This window comes from Phytopseudomonas daroniae, assembly GCF_004327275.1.
Lineage (GTDB): Bacteria > Pseudomonadota > Gammaproteobacteria > Pseudomonadales > Pseudomonadaceae > Aquipseudomonas > Aquipseudomonas daroniae.
Window position 1 is genome coordinate 124,864 of sequence record NZ_QJUJ01000009.1, and the last position, 24,238, is coordinate 149,101.

Sequence of the window (24,238 nt, forward strand, 5' to 3'; positions counted from 1 at the left end):
GGTATTCGCTGGATCAACACACCTTACCCTCAGCGGTAAAAGTGGTGGTGTCAGATCAGGTCGTGGTCAGCCACTCCTGGGCGCTACGCATTTTCGGGAAACAACAAGACCGATTATAAGTTCAAAGATTAATTTTCGTGCGCTCAATAGGGTGTACGATCACCTGTGCCCACAAGAACCTACCCCCATGCCCACGGAAAGCGAAGAAGGCAGCAAGATCGCGCTTTCGCTGGCGCACCGCGTTGGCCAGGGTGCTGACCACGCCCGGGTCGCCGATGCGATTGTTGCAACGCTGCAAGCCATCGACACCGCTTTAGCACCGATCATTGGCCGCAAAGGCGTTACGGCACTATTTCGTCGTAGTCTTCATCTCTGTGAGCCTAGCTATCCAGATATTGTTGACGCTCTAGGCAGCGTGTCGGATCAGACGGATTACTCACGCCTCATCTCCCTTATCGAGACGCGCACTCAGGAGGAGGCCCTGCTTTTTGGCGAGCAACTGCTGAGGACGCTCTACCAATTGCTGACCACGCTGATTGGCGTATCGCTCACCGCTCGTTTGCTCGATGCAGTGTTTGACGCTCCGCTAAGTGCCCTCCAAGCGCAGGGTACTTCCCGATGACCACCAAAGTGACAATCAACCATTTGGCCACTGGTGTTCCAGGGCTGGATGAAATGCTCGGCAGCGGTCTTCCTCAAGGCTATTTCTTGCTTGTCGCAGGCCCATCAGGCTCAGGCAAGAGTATTCTGGCGGCGGCGTTTTTAGCCCAGGGTGTCAGCGAAGGCGAGACCGGGGGCATTGCCGTGTTCGAGCAGCGCCCAAATTATTCACAGAGCGCAGCGCTGGCGCAGTTGATTGAAAATGGAACAGTCGGGCTGGTGGATTGCCGCGCGTCTGATCTGTCCATCGACGAAATCGTCCAGTTGCTCCTCAAGGACGTCCGTATCGACTCACTGTCTGGTTTTGAGCTGGCACTGGCACCGACGTTTCGCGAGGACTTTCGCGAATCCCTTTCAAGGATGGTCACCGCACTGACCCATGCCGGTGTCACTGTATTGATGACCTCCGAACTGGAAGACCGCTACACCGACCTGCGCTTCAGCCCTTACGGTGCCGCCTTCCTGACCGACGCCATCGTTGTTCAGCGCTACATCGAAGTTCGGAGCCGTCTGCTGCGAATCATGGCCGTTGTCAACGTGCGTGCGAGCCTTCATTGCGACGAGCTGCGCCTCTACCGCATCACCGACGAGGGCATACAGATCGGCGACATGCTGGATGACCAGGAAGGCCTGCTCGGGGGTAGTCCTACAAGGCTGCATGTTGAAGCGCCCCGCCCGGGCGGGGATCAAGCGTGAGAAGTCATGGCTGACATCAAGAGCCAAAATGAACGGGCATTGGCAAAAACCGCCAGCGAACTCTTGATGCTTGGAGAGCAAACACTGGAAGCGCGAGCTGTATTAGCTGCGCTTCAACGTACGCTTGTCGAAACCCAGGATCGTGTCAGTGATCGCCAGCAGGTGGCGCTTTTGGTAGAAGCCAATCAGCAATTGGTCATGACGATCCTTTCTGCGCAGTCGGACGCTGATTTAGTCCACAAGACCGAATCGGTGCACTACTACCCACAGCTCCGCGACGCTAATGAGCAGCTGATTGTAGCTGCCTTGAGCGCACAGAATCTTCAGGCGCTGGCGGAGCGCGCTCTAGGGCAGGAGCGCAAAATCCTTGCTGTGGTTGCTCACGAACTACGCAATCCGCTGACCCCCATCAATTTGATCGCCGGCAAGATGGCCCGCGCAACGCCTGAAGAGCTGCCGCGTCTTCAGGCGTTGATAGAAGGTCAGGTTGATCAACTTACCCGTCTGGTAGACGACTTGCTAGATGTCTCCAGAGCAAGCACCGGCAAGCTGCGTATGGATCTTCTCGTCGTTGATCTGGTGCCACTCATCCAGACAGTGATTGAGGCCAGCCTGCCGATGTTGCGAGCGCGCCAGATTGAGTTCACCAGCCACCTGCCTGACGGCCCCTTGAACGTGCTTGGCGATTCGCTGCGACTCGTACAGATTGTGGCCAATATCCTGAACAACGCGATTAAGTACACCCCCAAAAAAGGGGCAGTTTCACTGGGCTTGAGGGTGGAGGATGATGTTCTGCTGCTCAGCATCGCTGACAACGGGATAGGCATCTCGGCACAAGTGCTGCCAGACATCTTCGATGCATTCGTTCAGGATGCAAATGCCACGAGTTTCGACAATGTTGGGCTGGGCATCGGCCTGACCGTTGTGCGCGAGCTGGTAGAAGCACATGGCGGCACAGTTATCGGTATGAGCGATGGAGTGGGGCTGGGCAGTACGTTTATCGTGACGTTGCGGCTTGTAGCTGATTTGGATCTAGCTATCTAGACAGATTTTCTGCAGGGACTGAGGTTGCATCGATCCTTGCCCGTTTAGACACGCAAGGTGTGTCCGGCGAACGGTTACCCTAGGACGATCCCCTCCGCAGCTCTACAATCGGCCGTCCCTGTTTGTGTGATGTGCTTAATGTCTACTTGTCTCGTCTACTCCTTGCCCTATCAGGCCGATCCCGCGGTTTATTTCGAGCGGGTGCGCCAGGCGCCGGGTGCCGTGTTGCTGGATGCCGGCCGGCCGGCTGCCTCACGTGGGCGCTATGACCTGCTCAGCGCCTGGCCACTGGTGACCCTGAGCCCGCAGGAGAACGAGTCAGGCGCGGGCTTCTTCGCACGCCTGCGCGAGGGGCTGTCCGCTTTGGGCGAGGCCGAACTGCCGGCAGGTTTCGAACTGCCCTTCGCGGGCGGTTTGCTGGGCTATCTTGGCTACGACTTCGGTCGTCGTATCGAGACGCTACCCGAGCAGGCCAGGGATGATCTCGGTCTGGGTGATGCGACCTTCGGCCTGTATGCCTGGGCATTGATCAGCGACCACCAGGTGCAAACCAGCCAACTGGTGTTTCATCCGTCACTTGCCGGCAGCGAACAGGCACGGTTGCTCGAGCTTTTCCAGCGTCCTGCCTCAGGAGTGTCGGAGGATCCGCCATTCGCCTTGCTCGGGCCATTTCAGGCCGATATCGAGGCGGATCAATACGCCGATGCCATCGCACGCATTCATGCCTATATCGCTTCGGGTGACTGTTATCAGGTCAACTTCGCCCAGCGTTTTCGCGCGCCCTATCAGGGCGAACCCTGGCAGGCTTACCGTGCCCTGCGTCAGGCCTGCCCGACGCCGTTCTCCGGCTACCTGACGCTACCAGGTGGTGGCGCGGTGCTGAGCCTGTCGCCGGAGCGGTTTATCCGGGTCAGCCGTGGCCAGGTGGAAACGCGACCGATCAAGGGTACCCAGCCACGCGGGCGCAACGAGCAGGAGGATGCGAACAATGCGCGCACCTTGCTCGAAAGCCCCAAGGATCGCGCCGAAAACCTGATGATCGTCGACCTGCTGCGTAACGACCTGGGGCGCAGCTGCAGCATTGGCTCGGTGCGCGTGCCGGAGCTGTTCGCGCTGGAGAGCTACCCGAACGTGCATCACCTGGTCAGCGCGGTAACGGGTGAGCTGGCCGCCGACAAGGATGCGCTGGATCTGCTGTTGGGGGCCTTCCCAGGTGGCTCCATCACCGGGGCACCGAAGATCCGTGCGATGCAGATCATCGATGAGCTCGAGCCGACGCGGCGTGGCCTGTATTGCGGTTCGCTGCTGTACCTGGACGTACGCGGCGAGATGGACAGTTCCATCGCCATCCGTAGCCTGCTGGCCAAGGACGGCATGATCAGTTGCTGTGGCGGAGGCGGCATCGTCGCCGACTCCGTCTGGCAGACCGAGTACCAGGAATCGATCACCAAGGTGCAGGTACTGCTCAGCACCCTGGAACAGTCTTGCCTTCAGGCGAAACTGTAGATATCCATGCCCAGCGCGCCCAGGGTGAAGCCCTGGTGTTCGATACGGCAGGCGCCGCCCGCGCCGCGGGCGAAGAACAGCGGTAGCAGGTGCTCTTCGCTGGGGTGATTCTGCCGCGCGTGGGGCGCCTGGCGGCGGTAGTCGAGCAGGGCGTCCAGCTCATCGCGTTGCAGTTTGTCGACCATCCAGTCGCGGAATTCGGCGGCCCAGGGCGCGGCGTTTTCCGGCTCGGCGTGGAAATCCAGCTCGCGCAGGTTGTGGGTGATGCTGCCGGAACCGAGCAACAGGACATTCTGCTCGCGCAGCCCCGCCAGTGCCTGGCCGACCTGCAATTGCAGGGCTGCGCCGTGGTGGCTGGGCAAAGAGACCTGCACCACTGGAATGTCCGCTTGCGGATACATCAGCGACAGTGGCACCCAGCTGCCATGATCGAATGGTCGGCGCTCATCGGCACGGGCGGGCAGGCCGGCATCTTTCAGGCGCTGCAGGATGTCCTGTGCCAGTTGCGGGCTGCCGGGCGCCGGGTATTGCATCTGATAGAGTTCAGGGGGAAAGCCGCCGAAGTCGTGCCAGGTCTGCGGCTGGGCCGCGCTCATCACCAGCAGCTCGGCGCTTTCCCAGTGCGCCGACACCACTACGATGGCGCCTGGTTTCGGCAGCTCTGCCGCAAGGCGGGTGAGGGCCACGCCGCTGGCGCCCGGTTGCAAGGCGAGCATGGGTGAACCATGGGAAATGAACAGGCTGGGTAACATGATGACCTCCTGAAGGTAGGTGGATGATCTATCAGGTAAGCTGGACGAACAATGGCTATTTGATGGTGTTTTTGATCTGTTTTTTTGATTATTCCTAGGAGGCATCATGCAGGAAGCGTTCTGGCAAACGCGTTGGCAGCGTAACCAAATCGGTTTTCATTCCGAGAAGGTCAATGTGTTCCTGCAACGCCACTGGCCGACGCTGGCGGCACCGGCTGGGGCTCGGGTGCTGGTACCGCTTTGCGGCAAAAGCCTGGATATCACCTGGCTGGCCGAGCGCGGGCATCGGGTGATCGGCGTGGAGCTGACGCAGACGGCCGTAGAGGCATTTTTCAGCGAGCGGGGACTGGAGGCGGACGTTAGCCAGGAAGGTGCGTTCAGGGTTTACCGACATGGACGGATCGAACTGTACTGTGGCGATTTCTTCGCACTCGATGCCAGGCAGCTCGAGGGTTGTGCGCTGTTCTACGACCGCGCGGCCCTGATCGCCTTGCCGCCCGCGATGCGCGAGCGTTATGTCCGGCACCTGCAGCACATACTGCCGGCTGGTAGCCAGGGCTTGCTGGTGACACTGGACTACGATCAGGCCTTGATGGAAGGGCCACCGTTTTCCGTCAGCGATGCAGAGGTGCGCAGCTGGCCCAGCAATGTCTGGGAGAGCGAACTGCTGGAGAGCCAGGACGCGCTGGAGGAGCGATTCAGGGCGCGGGGCCTCGCTCGCATGGACGAGCGTGCCTATCGGCTGCGGCTGCTTTGATGAATGGTGGAACACAAAAAAGGCGACCTTGCGGTCGCCTTTTTCGTTTCACGATGACTCCAGCATCGCATTTCGCTGGACTACGCCACCACCCGATACAGCAGGTTTATCAACGGGTCAGGTGAGTTCAACCTATGTCGGTGCTTTTCGAAACTTGACCCGGCTTTCCCGCTGATAGCTCCCATCAGACCCTTGGAAATCGGGTCTTTCCGAGGAGTCGTCATGGCAAAGATCAAGCTCACCCAAGTCCGCCGTCGATATGGCACAACCTCAAGCGCAGCCCGTCGAACTGCAGGACATGCTGGTACCCGGGTTCCTGTGCAAGATTACCCGACGGGCCGCAAGGTGTTCGTGCTCCAGTACCGCACGAACGCCGGCGAACGACGTAAGCCAGCGTTCGTGCGATACGGGGAGGCCCGCTCGCTGGCGCAGGAATGGTTGGCACAGCACAGGTGCGTCGCGGCGGCACGCAAGGCGCCCACTACAGAGTTGCGTGAGTCGGGCTACCCCAATGAGATTGACCTCCAGTTGGCGGCGAGCCACTTCAACAGGCACGTCCTCCAACGCGCCCATCTGTCCATAACCCGCACAATTAATCAGCACGTCGATCTGCCCTTGTTCTCGAATTATTCGATCGACTGCGGCCACCATCGTGGCATCTTCGGTAACGTCCATCTCCAGCGCGACACCGCCGCCGCCTTCGATGTCCCGCATCCGGTCGATGCGGCGAGCTGCTCCATAGACGGCATACCCAGCCGAAAGCAGCCTCAAGGCGAAATCCTTGCCCATGCCGGAGGATCCACCCGTGATCAGGGCGACAGGCCTTTTCTTCGTTGTCATGTCTATTTCTCCTTGGTCACGATCAGGGAGTAAGGACGATGCGACCATTGAGAGCGCGACTCTCCATTCGCTGGTGCGCAATGGCAGCGTCACTGAATGGGAGTACGTCGATTTCGGTTTGGCCGAGCCCGGAAGCGACAGCTTCAAGCGCAGCTTCAAGTGCGGGACGCAGCACTTGCGGATGAGAGGGAAGATAGGCGCCAGCATTGAAGCCGGACACGGTGGCACTGCCCAGCCACAGGTCGTTGGTCTTCACCTGGTGCCCCCAATCGCCGCTGGCGTTACCAGCGACGATGAGCCTGCTGCCTGGCTTCATCAGCGCGAAGCTATGGCTGCGAACAGCACCGCCAACCGGGTCGATGATGACGTCGAACTTCTCGTCGCCGAGAGTTCCCGGCAACGCATCGGAATCGACGATCCGGTCGTACGGCAGCTTCGTATTCGCCGCGGCATCCAGCTTGCTCGTGCGCACCGTACCGACCACACGCGACGCACCAAGTTGCCTGGCGATGCCTGGGAATGCAGCGGCAAGGCCACCGAGTGCACCATGAATGAGGAGACTCTCGCCTTGCGCCAGATGTGCAACTTGCGTCAGGGCGACATGCGCCATCGCCGCGTTGGGTATGACCGCGACAGCGAGCGCCGGGTCGATGCCGGAGCCTTCGATCGACACGACGCCATGCACGGGGGCGATGTACACGGAGGCATAGCCGCCGGTACCGGCACCGGCCGACATCGATACGACCTTTTCGCCGACCGTGAACCCGACTACGCCCTCGCCGAGTGCACGCACCGTACCTGCTACTTCGAGGCCGGGGATGAAGGGCGGCTGGGCCATGCCCGGCATGTCTTTGAATAGTCCTTGGCGGAAGAAGACATCGACAAGCCCGACTGCAGCATGGGTGACATCGATTGCGATTTCACCCGGGCCGGGTGTCGGATCGGGCAACTCCGTAACAACGAGGACAGTTGGGTCTCCGAACTGGGCGGCTTGGACAGCCTTCATAGGAATTTCCTTTGCAATACGGCCTGAGGGGACGCGCCTCATCTTTACGCACCTAATGATGCGTTAAAGGGACGATAGCACAGGCCCTGATGTAATGCACATCAAGATGCGTTAAAGTCGAAGGATGAGAGAGAGAGCCCGTTCAGTCGAAGACAAGCAGCAGCGTTCCGAGGATTTGCTCGATGCAGCCGAGTCCCTTGCGCTAGAACTCGTCGGCGTGCGGTTCGTGACCGTGGCGGCCGTGACTGAGCGTGCGGGCCTGCATCGGACGGGCGTCCGGCGCTACTACGCCAACAAGGAGGAACTACTTCTCGAACTGGCCGAACGCGGCTGGGGGCGATGGCGCGACGCGATCAAAAGCACGCTTGGCGATCGAACAGGATTAGCGCCAGTCGAGGTGGCCGAGGTCGTCGCCGAAACCATCATCTCCCTTCCGGTTTTCTGCGATCTTTTGACCCATGTAACCCTGAGTCTGGAAGGCGATGTGGAGATGGAGCGGGCGCGCCGTTATAAAACCAACGCCTTCGCCATCCACGACAACATCGTCATTGCGCTGGTTCAGGCCAGCCGGATGACCACCGAACAGATCCAAAACCTGCTGGCCACGACCCTTATGTTGGCAGCGGGCTTCTGGCAGGTATCCCATCCGACGCCAACGCTCGCCCGGCTCTACGAGGAAGTGCCGGAATGGGCGCACGTGGCGCTCGACTTCGGCCCGCGTCTCCGCTATCTGCTTCGGGCCATGGCCGCGGGGCTCGCTGGGGCGGTAGTCCCACCTGAGAGGTAGGCGCGTTCTTCTCTCCCGTTTCCGACTGCGCCAGTTACACGAGGGCCAGAGCGTCTGCACCCGCCGGGAAGCGGAGTTGACCGGAAACGTCGTTGGCGGCCTTCCATACGGTTTCGGCCACGTCGGTTTCCCTGGTCACCGCAGTGACCTTGGTGAGCCCGGCGAACACGCTGTGGGCGAGCGGTTCGTAGGCTTCGGGAATCAGGCCCTGCATGCGCTGTTGGGAGTTGGAGGTGAAGCTGGTCGTGGGGCCATAACCAGGCTCCACAACTTTGACTCGCACGTCGAAGTCCTTGAGTTCGAGTTCCAATGAAGCGCTAAACCCTTCGATAGCCGTCTTGCTGGCCGTGTAGCAAGCAACCAACGGGAACGGGGCCAACGTGGCGCTCGAAGTAATGTTTACGATGGTGCCGGCTCGACGCGCCCGGAACTGCGGGATGATCGCTTGGCACATGGCCATGACGCCAAACGTGTTGGTCTCGAAGAGATCGCGCACGGTGGACATGGGTGTGACCTCAAACGCGCCAAACAAGCCGATTCCTGCATTGTTCACCAGCACGTCGATGGGGCCAGCGGCGTCCAAGGCGCGCGCAATACTGTCAGATTGGGTCACATCCAGCGCGAAGACACGCAGGTTCTTGGACGCGGGGAGCAGTTCCTCCCGCAGGGTACGCATCGTGGCAACTACGTTCCAGCCTTGCGCGAGGAAATAGCGAGCGGTTTCCAGGCCATAGCCGGAAGAACAGCCAGTGATCAGTACAGTCTTCATTTGCAGCTCCGATGTGCGAGTCGATTCGGAGCAAACGATAGACGATCACTTCAGGATTAACGATGATCTATCGTCCATGTTTGTTTAGCGAGCGTCCATGCATGAGCGACCCACTTTCCGAGGTAGTTCGACTTCTGCATCCACGTGCGGCCTTTGCCAACATCATCAGCGGCAAAGGAAACTGGGCTGTGCGCTATTCCGAATTTGGTCTGCCCAGTTTCTGCATCGTGCTGAAAGGAAGCTGCCTGTTGACGGTTGACGGGCATGAGCAAATCACCATTAGCGCGGGGGATTTCATCCTGCTGCCCACAACACCGGCCTTCACCCTATCGAGCTTCGCGTCAGCGCCTCCAGTCTATTTGGATCCCAATAGGGCTGTTCGCGGTAGCGAGCTACGCTATGGCGAGCAAGAAGGCTCCCCAGACATGCGGTTACTGGGAGGTTCATTCCTGTTCGATTGTTCCGATCCCGGGCTGCTGGTTTCCCTGTTGCCCAAAGTAGTTCACGTGCAGAATTCGGTTCGCTTGTCGCAACTGGTGCAGATGGTGAGCGAAGAGTCCACTGACCAAAAGCCGGGCAGCGAGTTCATGCTGTCCCGGCTGGTGGAACTGCTGCTCGTGGAAGCAATGCGCTCGGCGGCGGCCGGAAATGCCCCTCCGGGATTGTTGCGAGGCTTAGGGGATGAGCGAATTGCGCATGCGCTGAAGCAAATGCATGCGCGTATCAATCATTCTTGGACTGTTGACCAGTTGGCGAAGATCTCGGCTCTTTCCCGTTCCGCGTTCTTTGAGCGCTTCACACGCATGGTAGGGGTGGCGCCGATGGAGTATCTGCTCGCGTGGCGCATGGAGATCGCAAAGGATCTGCTTCGCGACAACGGTCTGGCAGTTTCCGAGGTTGCTGAGCGTGTGGGCTACGGTTCGACAAGCACATTCAGCGTTGCATTTAGCAGGCATGTCGGGCAACCACCGAGCCGGTACGCACGGTCAGACTAATCTCCATGGCCCTAGACTGATGTCGCCCGATGACCCAAGGAGCGCTGCTACCGTTCACGTTCTTCCAAGCCGATCTTCTACGACTGGCTTCCACGGCACCAAACTGAACCCTTATGCTGTCATCGAGCATCGCCCGCTGGCGAGCATGACGCTACACCGGTAGATACCAGCCACGCACTGTCACCTATGTCTTGATGGCGACCTCTACCAGAATATGCCCTTTTGCCCCAAGGCTTGCTTGCCAACGCACCTATGCAGCTTAGCGCAAAGCTGACCCCGCGCGTATTGCACCGAGATCAGTTCCAACTCGCTGCCTTGTATAGCCTTTTCCTCCGTTGTTTTCATACAAGAAGGCTTGACAGCGGACATTTTTGCGCTGCGATCAGCCCAGGCGGCGCAGGGCTTCGATACGCTCTTCCAGCGGTGGGTGGGTCATCAGCAGGCCGGCCAGGCCGTTCTTCAGACCACCGTTGATGCCGAAGGCAGTCAGGCTGTCGGGCATCTGCACCGGCACGCCCTGTTCGGCGCGCAGGCGCTGCAGTGCGGCGATCATGGCGCCAGTACCGGCCAGCCTCGCACCCGCTTCGTCGGCCCTGTACTCGCGTTTGCGCGAGAACCACATGACGATGATGCTGGCCAGGATGCCGAGTACCAGTTCAGCGAAGATGGTCGCGACGAAGTAACCGATGCCGTGGCCGCCTTCGTTCTTCAGGATCGCCTTGTCGACGAAGTTACCGAAGATGCGTGCGAAGAACATCACGAAGGTGTTCACCACGCCCTGAATCAGTGCCAGGGTGACCATGTCGCCGTTGGCCACGTGACCGATCTCGTGAGCCAGTACGGCTTTCACTTCATCGGGCGAGAAACGCTCGAGCAGGCCCTGGCTGACGGCGACCAGCGCGTCGTTCCTGTTCCAGCCAGTGGCGAACGCGTTGGACTCGTAGGCCGGGAAGATACCCACTTCCGGCATTTTGATGCCGGCGTTGCGCGACAGCTCTTCGACGGTCTGCAGCAGCCACTGTTCATGGCGGGTGCGCGGTTGGGTGATGATTTCGGTACCGGTGCTCATCTTCGCCATCCACTTGGACAGGAAGAGCGATATCAGCGAGCCGGAAAAACCAAAGACCGCGCAGAATATCAGCAGGCTGCCGTGGTTCTGGCCGGTAAAGCGATCAACCCCCAGCAGTTTGAGGGTGATGCTGGCGATAACCAGTACCGCCAAGTTGGTGGCCAGGAACAACATAATGCGCATCATGGTGTGAAACGACTCCTCACGGGAAATACAGGCTCAATACGGCGGCTATATAAGGGCTCGCTCTGCGGCTATTCAACCGAGTGACTATTTCAAACTGTGTCGCATGGCCCTGACGAGAGACCACTGCTCTGCAGGGTGGCCAGTGCTTAGATGGGGCTTTTCCGGTTTATTTCAATCGGGGCCGAGAAAAACCGCGGTTATCGCAGGCGGCTCAGTGCGCTCGCCGCTATGGGCGGGGCTCTGCCGAGCGCTGTTCGAACAGTTGTCGGGTCAGTCGTGCAATCCGTTCACCATGTTGCTGGGCCAGGGCTTCGCGCAACTGGAAGGCCAGGGTGGCTTGCACGCGGCTCACCGCTGGTGGCGGCGTTTCGCCATCCGGCAGGGCGCGGGGAATGCTGCGTGACAGGCGCAGAAAGCCCTTTTCGCTCAGCACTGCCTGATCCAGGGCGTCATAGCCGATGGTCGACTCGTAACGCAGATAGCCCTCATCGGCCAGCCATAGCAATGTACCCAGGCAAGCCTGGTGGCGTTTGCTCGGCAGGCCGAACTCATCGGGCTCTTCACGGCCGATCAGGTCTTCCACATACAGCGCGGCCTTGCGCGGAAACACTTGATACAGCGTCAGCAAACCGCCGGCAGCATCCTTGTAGAAGTCGTCTATCTGCAGATCCATGGGGCTCGGTCTTGAGAAAGGCTGGTGGCTCACGGATGCCTGCGCAGGCGTCCGTGAGCCACTGGCGTGATTACTGGCGGTAGGTCTTGAGGAAATTGCCGATACGCCCGATGGCTTGCTCGAGGTCATCGACGCGGGGCAGGGTGACCACCCGGAAGTGATCCGGCCACGGCCAGTTGAAGGCGGTGCCCTGAACCACCAGCAGCTTTTCGGAGAGCAGCAGGTCGAGCACGAATTTCTCGTCGTTGTGGATCGGGCAGACCTTCGGGTCGATCTTCGGGAAGGCGTACAGTGCACCCATGGGCTTGACGCAACTGACTCCGGGAATGTCGTTGAGCAGCTCCCAGGTGCGGTTGCGCTGCTCCAGCAGGCGGCCGTTGGGCAGTACCAGGTCGTTGATGCTCTGGTAGCCGCCGAGGGCGGTCTGGATCGCATGCTGGCTGGGCACGTTGGCGCACAGGCGCATGTTGGCGAGGATATCCAGGCCTTCGATATAGCCGCGCGCACGGTGCTTGGGCCCGGAGATGGCTACCCAGCCGGAGCGGAAGCCGGCGACGCGGTAGGACTTGGACAGGCCGTTGAACGTCAGGCACAGCACGTCCGGTGCGAGGGAAGCGGTGCAGATGTGCTGGGCGTCGTCATAGAGGATCTTGTCGTAGATCTCGTCGGAGAACACCACCAAGTTGTGCTGGCGTGCGAGTTCGACGATATCCAGCAACACTTCCCGGGAGTACACCGCGCCCGTGGGATTGTTCGGGTTGATCAGCACCAGGGCCTTGGTGTTCGGGGTGATCTTGGCGCGCATGTCGGCGATGTCCGGAAACCAGCCGGCCTGCTCATCGCACAGGTAGTGCACCGGATTGCCGCCAGAGAGCGCCACGGCAGCCGTCCACAGTGGGTAATCCGGGGCAGGAATCAGCACTTCGTCGCCGTTGTTGAGCAGGGCCTGCATGGCCATGACGATCAGCTCTGACACGCCGTTGCCCAGGTAGACGTCTTCGATGCCGACGCCTTCCACCTGTTTCTGCTGGTAGTACTGCATCACCGCCTTGCGCGCACTGAACAGGCCTTTGGAGTCGCTATAGCCCTGGGCCGTGGGCAGGTTGCGGATTACGTCCTGGAGGATTTCCTCGGGGGCTTCGAAGCCGAACGGCGCCGGGTTGCCGATGTTCAGCTTGAGGATGCGCTGGCCTTCCTCTTCCAGACGCTTGGCGTGCTTGAGCACCGGGCCGCGAATGTCGTAGCAGACGTTGGCGAGCTTGTTGGATTTGCTGACCTGCATGGTGAAGAATCCCGAGTCGAAGAAGTGCGGCCTTCAGCGGGCCGAGGCGGCGGCGAGCCGTGGCGGGTTGAGGTGTCGAATCATACGTGTCAGCCTGAGTCGGGCAAAGATACAGATAGGGCTTTTTTATCCCGAGGAGGACGGCCTGTGAGCAAGCTCGAAAAACCACTGGAAACCTGGCGCGAGGAGTTGTCGGACGCTCAGTTCAACGTCTGCCGTCTGGGCGGTACGGAACGTCCGTTCACGGGTGAGTACCACGACAGCAAGGTGCCGGGCATCTATGAATGCGTGTGCTGCGGCACGCCACTGTTCGATTCCGATGCCAAGTTCGATTCCGGTTGTGGGTGGCCAAGCTATTTCCAGCCGGTCAATGCCGAGGTCATCACCGAGCTGGACGACTTCAGCCACGGCATGCATCGCATCGAAGTGCGTTGCAGTAACTGTGACGCTCACCTCGGCCATGTATTCCCCGATGGCCCGCGGCCGACCGGGCAGCGCTATTGCATCAATTCGGTGTCGCTCAGGCACGTGCCTCGCGAGGCGTGACGCGCGAGCCTGTCGACGACCATCATTCGGCCCGCTGATGGCGGGCCTTATATTTGAGCAATTGAATTGTGTGCAATTAAATTGCTGACTATTCTTTTGGCTCCATCACGCGAGGAGTCCGTACCCATGAATCAAGATCTGTTGGCGATACCCTGTACCACCATCACCGGCGAGCAGAAGCGCCTGGCAGACTTTGGCGCCAAGGCGATTCTGGTGGTCAACACCGCCAGCCAGTGCGGCTTCACTCCGCAGTACCAAGGCCTGGAAAGTCTGTGGCAGCAATACGCCGACAAGGGGTTGGTGGTATTGGGTTTTCCCTGCAACCAGTTCGGCAAGCAGGAGCCGGATGACGAGCAGGCGATCTCCAGTTTCTGCGAGTTGAACTTCGGTGTCAGCTTTCCGCTGTTTCGCAAGGTCGAGGTGAATGGCGACGCGGCTCATCCGCTCTACGTGCAACTCAAGCGTCAGGCGCCAGGGCTGCTGGGGACTCAGCGGATCAAATGGAATTTCACCAAGTTCCTGGTCAGTGGCGATGGCCGCCAGGTGACTCGTTATGCGCCGACCACCAAACCACAGGCGCTGAGCGCTGCCATCGAAGCGCTGCTCGATGGATGAGCTGAAACTCGACCAGCAGCTGTGCTTCAAGCTGTATGCCGCCTCCCGCATGGTGGTTCGTGCCTACAAGCCGATGCTCGACAGGCTGGAGCTGACCTACCCCCAATATCTGGTCATGCTGGTGCTTTGGGAGTGGGACGAAGTGCCACCCGCACAGCCGACCGTGAAAGCACTGGGCGAACGCCTGCTGCTCGACTCGGGCACCTTGACGCCACTGCTCAAACGCTTGCAGCACGCCGGCCTGGTTGAGCGTCGGCGCTGTGCCGAGGATGAGCGTGAAGTGCACCTGGCCATCACTGCCGCCGGCCGCCGGTCATGCGACCAGGTGCCGGCATTGAAGCGGGAGTTGCTCTGTGAGCATGGGGTCGATAGCCAGGAACTGGAACCACTGCGTGCGCAGCTGGATCAGCTTCTGCAGCGCATGCGCGGCCTCCGGGCGTTTTGACAGAGGCGCCTGTCAGGCAGGTAGCCACTTGTCGAGCAGGCCGAGCAGCTCTTCGCGGCGGAAGGGTTTGGCCAGGTAATCGTTCATGCCCGCCGCCAGGCAACGTTCGCGTTCTTCGGAAAGCGCGTTGGCGGTCAGGGCAATGATCGGCAGATGCCGCCATGCCTGGTTGGCGCGTATGCGTCGGCTGGCTTCGTAGCCGTCCATCACCGGCATGTTGCAGTCCATGAGAACCAGATCGACATGCTCTTCCTGCAGCCGCTCCAGCGCCTGTTCACCATTGTTGGCCAGCGTCACTTCCAGGCCCTGTTTGCTGAGCATGCCTTTGGCGACCAACTGGTTGACCGGGTTGTCCTCGACCAGCAGCACGCGTGCCTGCTTGTGTGGCAGCGCCGCTTGCGCCAGCGGCCCGCTCGCGTTCTCTGATGGCTGCCGCAAGGCTCGGCCCAGTGCCTGCAGCAGGTGCTGGCGGGTGAGTGGCCTGGCTACCTGCTCCAATGGTGCCAGGGAGCCAGCCTGTTCGGCGTCGAGGAAGCTGCCGTAGGCGGTGACCAGAATGATCGGTGTGGCAGTATGTTGGCGCAGACGCGCCATGCAGGTCGGGCAGTCGCTGATCAGCACGTCGGCATCGATGTCGCTGGCCTGCTGGGCGCTATCCAGGCGCTGGTAATCCAGGCCCCAGCTACCGACCAGCACTGGCAGCAATTCGGCCAGGCCGGTGTCGGCGTCGCAGATGGCCAGTACGCGGCCCGTCAGCCGTGGCGGGGTTGGCGCAGCCAGCAGGCTCGGTAACGGCAGCGTCGCAGTGAAGCGGCTGCCGCTGTCTGGCGTAGAGGCCAGCTCCAACTGGCCGTACATGGCCTCGCAGAGGCGTCGGGTCAACGCCAGGCCCAGGCCGGTGCCCCCAAACTGGCGGGCAATGTCCGCGCCCGCCTGGGTAAAGGGCTGGAAGATGCGTGCCTGAGCATCTTCGGCGATGCCGATGCCGGTATCGCAGACCTCGATAAGAACCCGGTTCGCCGCGGCGCTGATGCGGATGTCGACGCGGCCTTCGCGGGTGAACTTCAGGGCATTGGACAGCAGGTTGCTGACGATCTGCCGTACCCGCGTCGGGTCGCCAAGCACCTGAGCCGGCAGCTGTGGATCGATCAGGCACGTCAGCTCCACGCCAGGCAGGGCATTCTGCGACAGCAGGCTGGCGGTGCCTTCGACCAGTGTCCCGAGGTCGAAGGCGATGCTTTCCAGCTCCAGTTGCCCGGCCTCGAATTTCGATAGGTCAAGGATATCGTTGAGTAGATCAACCAACACCTTGCCGGAGTCGTGGGCGATCGACAGCTGCTGGCGCTGCTCGCTGCTCAGCGGGCCCTCCAGCGACAACGCCAGCATGCCCAGCAAGCCGTTCAGCGGGGTGCGGATCTCATGGCTCATGTTGGCCAGGAAAATGGAGCGCGCCTGGGCCATGGCCAGGGCGTCGTGGCGGGCTTTTTCCAGTTCTTCATTGGAGCGGCTGAGGCGACTGTTGGCGGCCTTGATCTCCACCGTGCGAGCGGAAACGATGGCTTCCAGCTCGCCGAGGTAGTCGGTCAGCCGATCCTCGGCGTTGCGCCGCTGTTCGATCTCCGAGGCGATACTGGCGAACTGGCGGTTGGCGACGTTCACCAGTACGCCGATTTCGTCACGCTCGTGGCCAGGGGGGCAGGGCAGACGGGTGCGATCCGGGGTGCGCCGATCGCGGCTGGAGAGCGCCTGGATTACCTGGATCAGCGGCTTGGTCAGCATGAAATAGAACAGCACCAGCAGAATGACCGACAGCAGCAGGCTGCGGGTGAAGCCGTTGACCAGGGTAAGCACCGAACGCTTGAGGAAGTTGCTGCCGAACGCGTAGGTGTCGATGTCCAGTTGCAGCACGCCCAACTGTTCGTCGGGCGCGTGAGCGACCGACAGGCGGGTTTCGAAATGGCGGCTGTCGCCGAATAGAAAGTCGCTGAAGATTCGATAGTTGCTTTGTGCCGGCGGCTGCGTCGTACTGGCCAGGGCTTCGCCATTGCTATCGACGATGCGGGCGCCGATCACCGCGGGTGAGCGTTGCAGGCCGGCGACCAGCTCCTGGGCCAGTTCGGCGTCGATGTTGTAGGAGATGCGGGCGGCAGGGTTGTGGCTGATATCCATCAGCGCACGAATCTCGCGGTTGATGGTAGCGTCTTCGCTGGCATAATCGACGCCTATCTGCACCAGGCTGAGCAGCGTGCCGAGAATGAACGCCACCAGAACGGTGAGACCAGCCTGTTTGAATGACAGCCGCTGTGTGAGTGGGATTTCCATATAGGGCGCTGTCTCGTTCCGTTTGCTGCCCAAGCATAGTCGATATGGCCTGCTTTTCGGCACACATGCCTTACATACCGATGATTCGAGGAGCTCACCGTGGATTCCCGTTTGTTTGATTTTTTGCAGCGCGCCGACAGCGTTCTGACGCGTCTGGAGCCATTGCTGCCAGCCACCCGCGCCCCGCTCGACTGGGAGCAGAGCCTGGCCGCGCGCTGGCAGCGCGAAGGGCGCGGTGGCTATCTGCAGCCGCTGAAAGTGAGCCTGGACATGAGCCTGAGCGACCTGATCGGTGTCGATACCCAGCGCGAACAGCTGGCGCGTAACACCCGCCAGTTCGTCCAGGGCATGCCGGCCAACCACGCGCTGCTATGGGGCGCGCGGGGCACCGGCAAATCATCGCTGGTGCGTGCGCTGCTGGCCGAGCATGCCGGCGCCGGCCTGCGTCTGATCGAGATCGAGCGCGATCACCTGGCTGACCTGCCGCGTGTGGTGGAGCAATTGATGAAGCTGCCGCAGCGCTTCATTCTGTTTTGCGACGATTTGTCGTTCGAGGCCGGTGAAGGCGATTACCGCGTGCTCAAGAGCGTGCTCGACGGCTCGCTGGAGCGTTCCCCGGAAAACGTGCTGCTATACGCCACCTCCAACCGTCGCCACCTGGTGCCGGAGCGCGAAAGCGACAATGCCAATACCAAGGTCGTCGATGGCGAGTTGCATCCGAACGAGGCCGTCGAGGACAAGATCGCCCTGTCGGATCGCTTCGGCCTGTGGCTGTCCTTCTATCCCTTCACCCAGCAGCATTATCTGGATGTGGTGCGCCACTGGATCGAGGTGCAGGCGGCGCAGGCTGGCCTGCAATGGCAGTGGAGCGAGGAGTTGGAGAAGCTTGCCGTGCGTTGGGCGACCGGGCGGGGTAACCGCAACGGTCGCTGTGCCTATCAGTTCGCCCGCCAGTGGGTGGGCCTGCAGTTGTTGGAGACGCCGCGATGATCGATGTGAGCGAGAGTGGCACAGGCCTTGATGGCTACCCGCTGCTGACTGCCCAGCTCGAGGCGCTGTTATCCGGCGAGCGAGACTTCATCGCCAATGCCGCGCAGTTCAGTGCGTTCGTTTTCCACGAACTGGAAGGGCTCAATTGGGCCGGATTCTATCTGGTCAAGGATGATGAGCTGGTGCTGGGGCCGTTCCAGGGCAAGGTCGCCTGTGTGCGTATCCCGTTCGGCCGTGGTGTGTGCGGCGCGGCGGCAGCGTCGCGGCAAACCCAGCGGGTGGCGGATGTGCATGCCTTCGCCGGGCATATCGCTTGCGACAGCGCATCCAATAGCGAGTTGGTCATCCCGCTTATCAAGGATGACCGTCTGATCGGCGTGCTGGATCTGGATAGCCCGCTGCTTGGGCGCTTCAGCGAGGCCGATCAGCGTGGTATCGAAGGCCTCGCGGCTGTGCTGTTACGTGCGAGTGACTGCTAGGTGCCTAGGGTCTGTTGACGTTTCAGCGCGAGCCGCGTTGCCGCGAGAAATCTCGCCAGGCTAGGCGGAGGACGCAGGGAATGGTTGTTCCCTTGCCAAGTCCTCCAACAACGCATGGCGAGATTTCCCGCGCAACCCGAAGGGCCGGGCCCGTTTTGCCGCGATGCTGCGTTTCTCGCCGGCTCATTTAGCCCACTAAACTTCGCGGCTCGTGCCTTGCCTCGCGGCAAAACGGGCTCCGGCGCGGCCGTGCGTGAAACGTCAACAGACCCTAGTCGTACAGCGTCTTCTTCTTCCAGTCACCATCATCTTCCAGCGACTTCAGCCCCTCGGCGAGCTCGCTGGGTTCCTCGTCGGGCTGCTGTTCGGGATTGACCAACATGGCATTGACCCGCGCTAGCTGTTTCTGGAACTGCGCCAGTGGTGCCTGATAGCGCGTGGTGTCACTCTGCTTTTGCAGAAATTGCACGCCACGCTCCAGTGCGAGGCGGGCATGGCCGGTTTGTTGCTGTTGCAGCGCCTGTCGAGCCTGGTTGCTGTACAGCTCTATATAGAGCTGAGCCAGCATGTGGCGTGCTTCCTGCGCCCAGTGTCTGGCTTCATTGACAGGCAGCAGGCCGGTCTGGGCTGCCTTGGTGACCAGGCCGTGCAATGCTTCCAGTTGAGCACGAACCTGTTTCGCTCGGGCGTCATCGGTTACCGGGAAGGGTGCATTGCGAACCGGGATGTCTTCGCCCTGGCCGATGAACTTGCGCAGTTCCTGAGCCATGGCCGCGTAGGCAGCGTCATGCTTGTCGACTTCCAGCAGACGCTCGGCGAAGTGCAACTGCAGGCGGCTGAGCAGCAGCTTGAGCTCCGGCGACATCAATTGTCCGGCGAGCTGCTCATTGATATCGGCGACACGGCGATAGCGCTCGGCCAGATCTGCCTTGAGGCGCGCCTTCTTGCGCTTGTTGTTTTCGGCCAGTTGATTCAGGTAGGCGATGAGCACCAGAAGGATGATGCCGCCGATTATCGCCATGGTGATCACGAGCGAGGACATCGTTGTAACCTCTCGAACGTCGTTTTCGCACGAGTGTAGTGCTTAGTCGGATCGCCTCCTAGTGGCGATTTGCATTTGATCATGCCTGTATCACACTGCTTCTTCAGCCATTGCCAAGGTTTTGGTAGAGCCTCGATCATCCGCGCGCAACAGGGGGTAAGCAAGTCGCCAGTGACATGTCGGCAGTCAGGTCTTGCTCCACAGTCGTCTAAGGTTATCTATAGAGGACTTTCAGGGATGTTGCCGGGCTGTTGAAATCCAGGGTGAAGTCGTTGATTTTAAAAAATTTTATATGAGAGGTTGACGACCGTTAAAAGGCTCCATAGAATGCGCGCCACTTCCAAGGTAATGCCGAAAGGCATAGCGCGGAAGCCGGAAATTCCGGGCAACGTCCCCTTCGTCTAGTGGCCTAGGACACCGCCCTTTCACGGCGGTAACAGGGGTTCGAGTCCCCTAGGGGACGCCACTTCCGAAAGAAGTGGAAGCAACATATGCGGGAATAGCTCAGTTGGTAGAGCACGACCTTGCCAAGGTCGGGGTCGCGAGTTCGAGTCTCGTTTCCCGCTCCAGATTCTAGATTCAGCCTACCTGCTGAGTCGTTGTAAAAGTTCCAGGTCCCCTTCGTCTAGTGGCCTAGGACACCGCCCTTTCACGGCGGTAACAGGGGTTCGAGTCCCCTAGGGGACGCCAATTTGTTGTAAATGCGGGAATAGCTCAGTTGGTAGAGCACGACCTTGCCAAGGTCGGGGTCGCGAGTTCGAGTCTCGTTTCCCGCTCCAAATAAACGAAAACGCCGCTCAATCGAGCGGCGTTTTCGTTTCTGCGTTTTGACGCTCCGAAGCCCGTTGGCACCTGTCAGTGCCAGCGGGCTCTTTCGTTAGTGGCGGCTGCTTGGCGCCGGCATGGCCAGTAACTGCTTTTCCTGATTCCAGTCGAACGGCTCGTCGTTTTCTTCGGCGTAGAAACGGCGCTCTTCGAGTTGCTGGTACATCTCGATCTCTTCGTCCGGCATGAAGTGCAGGCAGTCGCCACCGAAGAACCACAGCAGGTCGCGTGGCACCAGATGGGCGATTTGCGGATAGCGCTGGAAGATCTGGCTGATCAGATCCTGGCCCAGGTACTGGCTGCGCTCCAGATCCACCGGCAGTTCGGCCAGCAATTCGTCGTAGCGCTCGAGGAAGTTGGCATGGCTGTCATCGAGAATCTGCTCGGCTTCGCCCAGTGCGACCAGAATGGTGCGCAGGTGGTTGAGCAGGGCGATATGGTGATCGAGATGGGTGTTGGCCATGTCGGGGATCCTGAAAGTAAAACGGGCGCCGGAGTATAAAGTCCGCGGCGCCCGCTGTCGTGCCTGCAGTACGACTACCTTGTTTTACCCTCGCTGGGCAGCAGCTCTTCCTTGCTGAAGTCATCGACATCGATCACTACGCGGCGGGCGATTTCGGCACGCTGCAGTTGCTGGCCTTCCTCGGCAGTGAGTACACCGGCGGCGACGGCCGTTTCGATCTCGTTCTGGCCGGGCATTTCCCGAACCTGCCCGGCTTTGACGGCCTTGTGCAGCTTCTTCTGCAGCGGCTGGGTTTCCTGCAGCAGGTTGAAGGCATGTTGCAGGGCGCCAACCGGATCTTCGGTCGAGCTGGGGCGGAAGCAGCCTTCGAGCAGTTCTTCGAGAGCCGGATCGCCAGCGTTACGGCCGATGATGGCTGCGACTTGAGCGTCGAGGTGATCGTCAGGGCCCTGGTGACGACGGCCGAAGGGGAATACCAGCACGCGCAGCGCACAACCCAATGCACGGTTGGGGAAGTTGCTGAGCAGGTCGTCGAGTGCCATCTCGGCCTTGCCCAGGCTTTCTTCCAGTGCCCAGTGCAGCAGCGGGCGAATGTACTCCGGGTAGTCCTGATCGTGATAACGCTTCAGCGCGGCAGAGGCCAGGTACAGGTGGCTGAGGGCATCGCCCAGGCGGGCCGACAGGCGTTCGCGACGCTTCAGCTCGCCGCCGAGCAGCATCATGCTGAAATCGGCGAGCATGGCGAAAGCGGCGGCCAGGCGGTTGAGGGCGCGGAAGTAGGGGCGGCTGATGCGGTCGCCTGGTACCTTGCCGAGCATGCCCAGGCTGAGGCTGAGGATCAGCGTGCTGGCGGCGTTGCTGACGGCGAAACCGATGTGCTGCATCAGCAGGTCATCGAACTCCAGCAGGGCCTGATCACGATCTTCGCGCTGCGCCAGGGCCATTTCCTTGAGTACATACGGGTGGCAGCGAATCGCACCCTGGCCGAAGATCATCAGGTTGCGCGAGAGGATGTTGGCACCCTCGACCGTAATGAAGATCGGCGCCCCCTGCCAGGAACGGCCCAGGTAGTTGCTCGGGCCCATGATGATGCCCTTGCCGCCGTGTACGTCCATGGCGTGGGTGATGCACTCTCGACCGCGCTCGGTCAGGTGGTATTTGAGGATCGCCGACAGTACCGACGGCTTCTCGCCCAGATCCACCGCATTGGCGGTGAGGATGCGCGCGCTGTCCATCAGCCAGGCGTTGCCGCCGATGCGCGCCAGGGCTTCCTGAATGCCTTCGAAGGCCGAGAGTGGTACGTTGAATTGCTCGCGTACCTGGCTGTACTGGCCGGTGACCAGGCTGGTGTACTTGGCGGCGCCAGTACCGACGGCGGGCAGGGAGATGGAGCGACCTACCGACAGGCAGTTCATCAGCATCATCCAGCCTTTGCCGAGGTAGTCCGGACCGCCGATCAGGTATTCGAGCGGTACGAATACATCCTTGCCGGAGTTGGGTCCGTTCATGAAGGCGGCGCCCAGCGGCAGGTGACGGCGGCCGATTTCCACGCCGGGCGTGTCGGTGGGAATCAGCGCCAGGCTGATGCCCAGCTCTTCCTTGTCGCCGAGCAGGTGATCCGGGTCATAGGCCTTGAAGGCGACGCCAAGCAGCGTCGCTATCGGGCCGAGGGTTATGTAGCGCTTTTCCCAGTTCAGACGCAGGCCGATGACTTCCTCGCCGTTCCACTGACCTTTGCAGATCACGCCGCTATCGGGCATGGCGCCGGCGTCGGAACCAGCCAATGGGCCGGTGAGGGCGAAGCAGGGAATATCGTCTCCGCGGGCCAGGCGCGGCAGGTAATGATTGCGTTGTTCTTCGGTGCCGTAATGCAGCAGCAGTTCGGCTGGGCCGAGGGAATTAGGCACCATCACGGTGGAGGCGAGGTCACCGCTGCGGGTGGCGAGTTTCATGGCCACCTGGGAGTGGGCATAGGCGGAAAAGCCCTTGCCGCCGTATTCCTTGGGGATGATCAGGGCGAAGAAGCCGTGTTGCTTGATGTGTGCCCAGGCTTCAGGCGGCAGATCCATGCGCTGGCCGATGTCCCAGTCGCTGACCATGGCGCACAGCTCTTCGGTCGGGCCATCGACGAACGCCTGTTCTTCGGCAGTCAGCCTGGCTTTCGGGTAGGCCAGCAACTTGTCCCAGTCGGGGCGGCCGCTGAACAGCTCGCCATCCCACCATACGGTGCCCGCTTCGATGGCGTCTTTCTCGGTGGCCGACATCGGTGGCAGTACTTTCTGGAACCAGGCGAACAACGGCGCCGTGAAATGCTTGCGGCGCAGATCCGGCAGTGCCAGCGGCAGGGCGACGCCCAGCCACAGTAGCCAGAAGATCACCAGCAGCCAGCCGGGCGCATGGCTAGAGGCGCCCATGATGAGCAGGTAGGCGGCAACGATTGCCAGGGCGGGTAGGGGCGCCGTGCGGCGGTGGGCCAAGTAGGCCGTACCGATAACCAGAACGAGCAACCAGACAACGAGCATGCAGAATCCTCCATGATGGCGATGGCAGAACGACTACCGCCGCCATAATCGTAGTCGGCAACTGTAGAGGCTGCCGACAGGGGCGTAACAGGTCGCTTCTGAATGGTCACGACCTACCGCGTTCACGATAGTGACCCTTGCCCGGCTTGTGGAGTTCGCCTAACAAATTGCGTCTGCAGATGACCTGTTGGTCAGTCCATGAATGACCTTCGCGCAGCGCTCCATGAACGGGGTCGATAGCCAACATCATCCGCCCCGGCTTCCTTCTTGCGGCCAGAATGGTAGGGTTGTTCACCGTCTCGGCTGGCGGGATTCTAATAAGGACGATTCGCGATGCTGAAAATATGGGGCCGCAAGAATTCCAGCAATGTGCGTAAAGTGCTGTGGTGCGCCGAGGAGGCCGGTGTCGCCTACCAGCGGCTCGACGCTGGCGGTGCCTTCGGGGTGGTCGATAAGCCCGAGTTTCTGGCGCGCAACCCCAATGGGCTGGTACCGGTGCTCGAGGACGGTGATCTGGTGCTCTGGGAGTCCAACAGCATCGTCCGTTACCTGGCGGCCGCCTACGCGACGGGCGCCCTCTATCAGGTGGATCCGGCGAGTCGGGCGTTCGCCGATAAATGGATGGATTGGACGACGTCCACCTTTGCCGGTGCTTTCCGCGAATTGTTCTGGGGCACCTTGCGTACGCCGGTCGAGCGACGTGATCTGGCTGCGATCGAGGTTGCCCGGCAGCACTGTATCGCACTTCTCGCGCTGTCCGAGCAGGCGCTGGGCGAGCATGACTATCTTTCCGGTGATGCCTTCGGCATGGGTGATATCCCTCTGGGTTGCTTCATCTATGCCTGGTTCGAGATGCCCATCGAGCGGCCATCGCAGCCTAACCTGCAGGCGTGGTATGCGCGGCTGCGTGAGCGTCCCGCCTATCAGCGCGCGGTGATGACCGAGCTGACCTGACTGCGTGATTGCG

At 60.8% G+C, this 24,238-nt stretch carries 22 protein-coding genes, 4 tRNA genes and 3 pseudogenes; 18 read left to right on the plus strand and 11 right to left on the minus strand.

Annotated elements, in window-relative coordinates; translation table 11 throughout:
- The first annotated feature begins 187 nt into the window (after positions 1–187).
- The 4 genes and pseudogenes from DNK10_RS19710 to pabB all read left to right on the plus strand — a co-directional run bounded on the left by DNK10_RS19710 (position 188) and on the right by pabB (position 3,906).
- A complete protein-coding gene (locus tag DNK10_RS19710; RefSeq protein ID WP_242674662.1) occupies positions 188–622 on the plus strand; it encodes a hypothetical protein in 435 nt (144 codons plus the stop codon).
- Between the two features lie 14 nt (positions 623–636).
- Positions 637–1,356 (plus strand): annotated as a pseudogene (locus DNK10_RS19715) (RAD55 family ATPase); the annotation flags it as partial.
- 6 nt (positions 1,357–1,362) lie between these two features.
- Entirely contained in the window at positions 1,363–2,400 is a 1,038-nt protein-coding gene (locus DNK10_RS19720) for a sensor histidine kinase (RefSeq protein ID WP_131192734.1), read from the plus strand.
- 138 nt (positions 2,401–2,538) lie between these two features.
- The gene (pabB, locus tag DNK10_RS19725; RefSeq protein ID WP_131192735.1) at positions 2,539–3,906 is read left to right on the plus strand and encodes an aminodeoxychorismate synthase component I; all 1,368 of its coding nucleotides are present in this window, start codon (positions 2,539–2,541) and stop codon (positions 3,904–3,906) included.
- Here pabB and DNK10_RS19730 read toward each other — a convergent pair.
- Complete coding sequence (locus DNK10_RS19730; protein WP_131192736.1) at positions 3,891–4,658, minus strand: DODA-type extradiol aromatic ring-opening family dioxygenase; 768 nt, start codon at positions 4,656–4,658, stop codon at positions 3,891–3,893. The two genes, pabB and DNK10_RS19730, sit on opposite strands and share 16 nt — an antisense overlap.
- A 106-nt stretch (positions 4,659–4,764) precedes the next feature.
- Between DNK10_RS19730 and DNK10_RS19735 the strand changes: the two genes are divergently transcribed.
- Positions 4,765–5,415, plus strand: coding sequence for a thiopurine S-methyltransferase (locus DNK10_RS19735; RefSeq protein ID WP_131192737.1), 651 nt, complete (start codon positions 4,765–4,767; stop codon positions 5,413–5,415).
- 222 nt (positions 5,416–5,637) lie between these two features.
- Positions 5,638–5,898 (plus strand): annotated as a pseudogene (locus DNK10_RS26025) (Arm DNA-binding domain-containing protein); the annotation flags it as partial.
- 51 nt (positions 5,899–5,949) lie between these two features.
- Here the strand turns inward: DNK10_RS26025 and DNK10_RS26420 are convergent.
- Positions 5,950–6,303 (minus strand): annotated as a pseudogene (locus DNK10_RS26420) (SDR family NAD(P)-dependent oxidoreductase); the annotation flags it as partial.
- The gene (locus tag DNK10_RS19745) at positions 6,278–7,261 is read right to left on the minus strand and encodes a quinone oxidoreductase family protein (protein ID WP_131180389.1); all 984 of its coding nucleotides are present in this window, start codon (positions 7,259–7,261) and stop codon (positions 6,278–6,280) included. The gene DNK10_RS19745 and the pseudogene DNK10_RS26420, both read right to left, overlap by 26 nt.
- A gap of 124 nt (positions 7,262–7,385) precedes the next feature.
- Between DNK10_RS19745 and DNK10_RS19750 the strand changes: the two genes are divergently transcribed.
- Complete coding sequence (locus DNK10_RS19750) at positions 7,386–8,048, plus strand: TetR family transcriptional regulator (protein ID WP_207390004.1); 663 nt, start codon at positions 7,386–7,388, stop codon at positions 8,046–8,048.
- 34 nt (positions 8,049–8,082) lie between these two features.
- Here DNK10_RS19750 and DNK10_RS19755 read toward each other — a convergent pair whose 3' ends face one another.
- On the minus strand, positions 8,083–8,817 hold the full coding sequence (locus DNK10_RS19755) for an SDR family oxidoreductase (RefSeq protein WP_131192739.1): 735 nt from the start codon (positions 8,815–8,817) through the stop codon (positions 8,083–8,085).
- Between the two features lie 101 nt (positions 8,818–8,918).
- On the opposite strand from DNK10_RS19755, the gene DNK10_RS19760 reads away from it, so the two are divergent.
- Positions 8,919–9,812, plus strand: coding sequence for an AraC family transcriptional regulator (locus tag DNK10_RS19760; RefSeq protein ID WP_242674661.1), 894 nt, complete (start codon positions 8,919–8,921; stop codon positions 9,810–9,812).
- Positions 9,813–10,194: 382 nt separating this feature from the next.
- Here DNK10_RS19760 and htpX read toward each other — a convergent pair whose 3' ends face one another.
- The 3 genes from htpX to DNK10_RS19780 all read right to left on the minus strand — a co-directional run bounded on the left by htpX (position 10,195) and on the right by DNK10_RS19780 (position 13,022).
- Complete coding sequence (gene htpX / locus DNK10_RS19770; RefSeq protein ID WP_131180386.1) at positions 10,195–11,067, minus strand: protease HtpX; 873 nt, start codon at positions 11,065–11,067, stop codon at positions 10,195–10,197.
- Positions 11,068–11,293: 226 nt separating this feature from the next.
- Entirely contained in the window at positions 11,294–11,740 is a 447-nt protein-coding gene (locus tag DNK10_RS19775) for a hypothetical protein (RefSeq protein ID WP_131192740.1), read from the minus strand.
- Between the two features lie 70 nt (positions 11,741–11,810).
- Positions 11,811–13,022: a pyridoxal phosphate-dependent aminotransferase gene (locus tag DNK10_RS19780; protein WP_131192741.1), complete on the minus strand. Its 1,212-nt coding sequence runs from the start codon at positions 13,020–13,022 to the stop codon at positions 11,811–11,813.
- A 147-nt stretch (positions 13,023–13,169) separates the two neighbouring features.
- Between DNK10_RS19780 and msrB the strand changes: the two genes are divergently transcribed.
- The 3 genes from msrB to DNK10_RS19795 all read left to right on the plus strand — a co-directional run bounded on the left by msrB (position 13,170) and on the right by DNK10_RS19795 (position 14,628).
- Positions 13,170–13,568 carry a peptide-methionine (R)-S-oxide reductase MsrB gene (gene msrB / locus DNK10_RS19785; protein ID WP_131192742.1) on the plus strand — a complete coding sequence of 133 codons (399 nt, stop codon included), beginning with the start codon at positions 13,170–13,172 and terminating at the stop codon, positions 13,566–13,568.
- A gap of 126 nt (positions 13,569–13,694) precedes the next feature.
- Positions 13,695–14,183, plus strand: coding sequence for a glutathione peroxidase (locus tag DNK10_RS19790; RefSeq protein ID WP_131192743.1), 489 nt, complete (start codon positions 13,695–13,697; stop codon positions 14,181–14,183).
- Positions 14,176–14,628, plus strand: a complete 453-nt coding sequence (locus tag DNK10_RS19795; protein WP_131192744.1) for a MarR family winged helix-turn-helix transcriptional regulator — start codon at positions 14,176–14,178, stop codon at positions 14,626–14,628. The genes DNK10_RS19790 and DNK10_RS19795 overlap by 8 nt, the downstream gene beginning before the upstream one ends.
- Positions 14,629–14,640: 12 nt before the next feature.
- Here the strand turns inward: DNK10_RS19795 and DNK10_RS19800 are convergent, their stop codons facing one another.
- The gene (locus DNK10_RS19800) at positions 14,641–16,950 is read right to left on the minus strand and encodes a hybrid sensor histidine kinase/response regulator (protein WP_131192745.1); all 2,310 of its coding nucleotides are present in this window, start codon (positions 16,948–16,950) and stop codon (positions 14,641–14,643) included.
- Positions 16,951–17,049: 99 nt separating this feature from the next.
- On the opposite strand from DNK10_RS19800, the gene DNK10_RS19805 reads away from it, so the two are divergent.
- Together DNK10_RS19805 and DNK10_RS19810 are read left to right on the plus strand one after the other, a co-directional pair.
- Positions 17,050–17,940, plus strand: coding sequence for an ATP-binding protein (locus DNK10_RS19805; RefSeq protein WP_131180379.1), 891 nt, complete (start codon positions 17,050–17,052; stop codon positions 17,938–17,940).
- On the plus strand, positions 17,937–18,419 hold the full coding sequence (locus DNK10_RS19810; protein ID WP_131192746.1) for a GAF domain-containing protein: 483 nt from the start codon (positions 17,937–17,939) through the stop codon (positions 18,417–18,419). The genes DNK10_RS19805 and DNK10_RS19810 overlap by 4 nt, the downstream gene beginning before the upstream one ends.
- 271 nt (positions 18,420–18,690) lie before the next feature.
- Here the strand turns inward: DNK10_RS19810 and DNK10_RS19820 are convergent, their stop codons facing one another.
- On the minus strand, positions 18,691–19,461 hold the full coding sequence (locus DNK10_RS19820; RefSeq protein WP_131180376.1) for a hypothetical protein: 771 nt from the start codon (positions 19,459–19,461) through the stop codon (positions 18,691–18,693).
- A gap of 390 nt (positions 19,462–19,851) precedes the next feature.
- Here DNK10_RS19820 and DNK10_RS19825 point away from each other — a divergent pair.
- From DNK10_RS19825 to DNK10_RS19840, 4 genes are all read left to right on the plus strand, one after another.
- Positions 19,852–19,927 (plus strand) — tRNA-Glu (locus DNK10_RS19825).
- 27 nt (positions 19,928–19,954) lie between these two features.
- Positions 19,955–20,030: transfer RNA gene (locus DNK10_RS19830), tRNA-Gly, on the plus strand.
- Between the two features lie 45 nt (positions 20,031–20,075).
- Positions 20,076–20,151 (plus strand) — tRNA-Glu (locus DNK10_RS19835).
- Between the two features lie 13 nt (positions 20,152–20,164).
- A tRNA-Gly gene (locus DNK10_RS19840) sits at positions 20,165–20,240 on the plus strand.
- A gap of 98 nt (positions 20,241–20,338) precedes the next feature.
- On the opposite strand, the gene DNK10_RS19845 is transcribed toward DNK10_RS19840, so the two are convergent.
- Both DNK10_RS19845 and DNK10_RS19850 read right to left on the minus strand, forming a co-directional pair.
- Positions 20,339–20,749, minus strand: coding sequence for a PA2817 family protein (locus tag DNK10_RS19845; RefSeq protein WP_131180375.1), 411 nt, complete (start codon positions 20,747–20,749; stop codon positions 20,339–20,341).
- Positions 20,750–20,823: 74 nt separating this feature from the next.
- Positions 20,824–23,271: an acyl-CoA dehydrogenase gene (locus DNK10_RS19850; protein ID WP_131192748.1), complete on the minus strand. Its 2,448-nt coding sequence runs from the start codon at positions 23,269–23,271 to the stop codon at positions 20,824–20,826.
- A 333-nt stretch (positions 23,272–23,604) separates the two neighbouring features.
- Here DNK10_RS19850 and DNK10_RS19855 point away from each other — a divergent pair, with 333 nt between their 5' ends.
- Complete coding sequence (locus DNK10_RS19855) at positions 23,605–24,225, plus strand: glutathione S-transferase family protein (RefSeq protein ID WP_131192749.1); 621 nt, start codon at positions 23,605–23,607, stop codon at positions 24,223–24,225.
- The last annotated feature ends 13 nt before the right edge of the window (positions 24,226–24,238 follow it).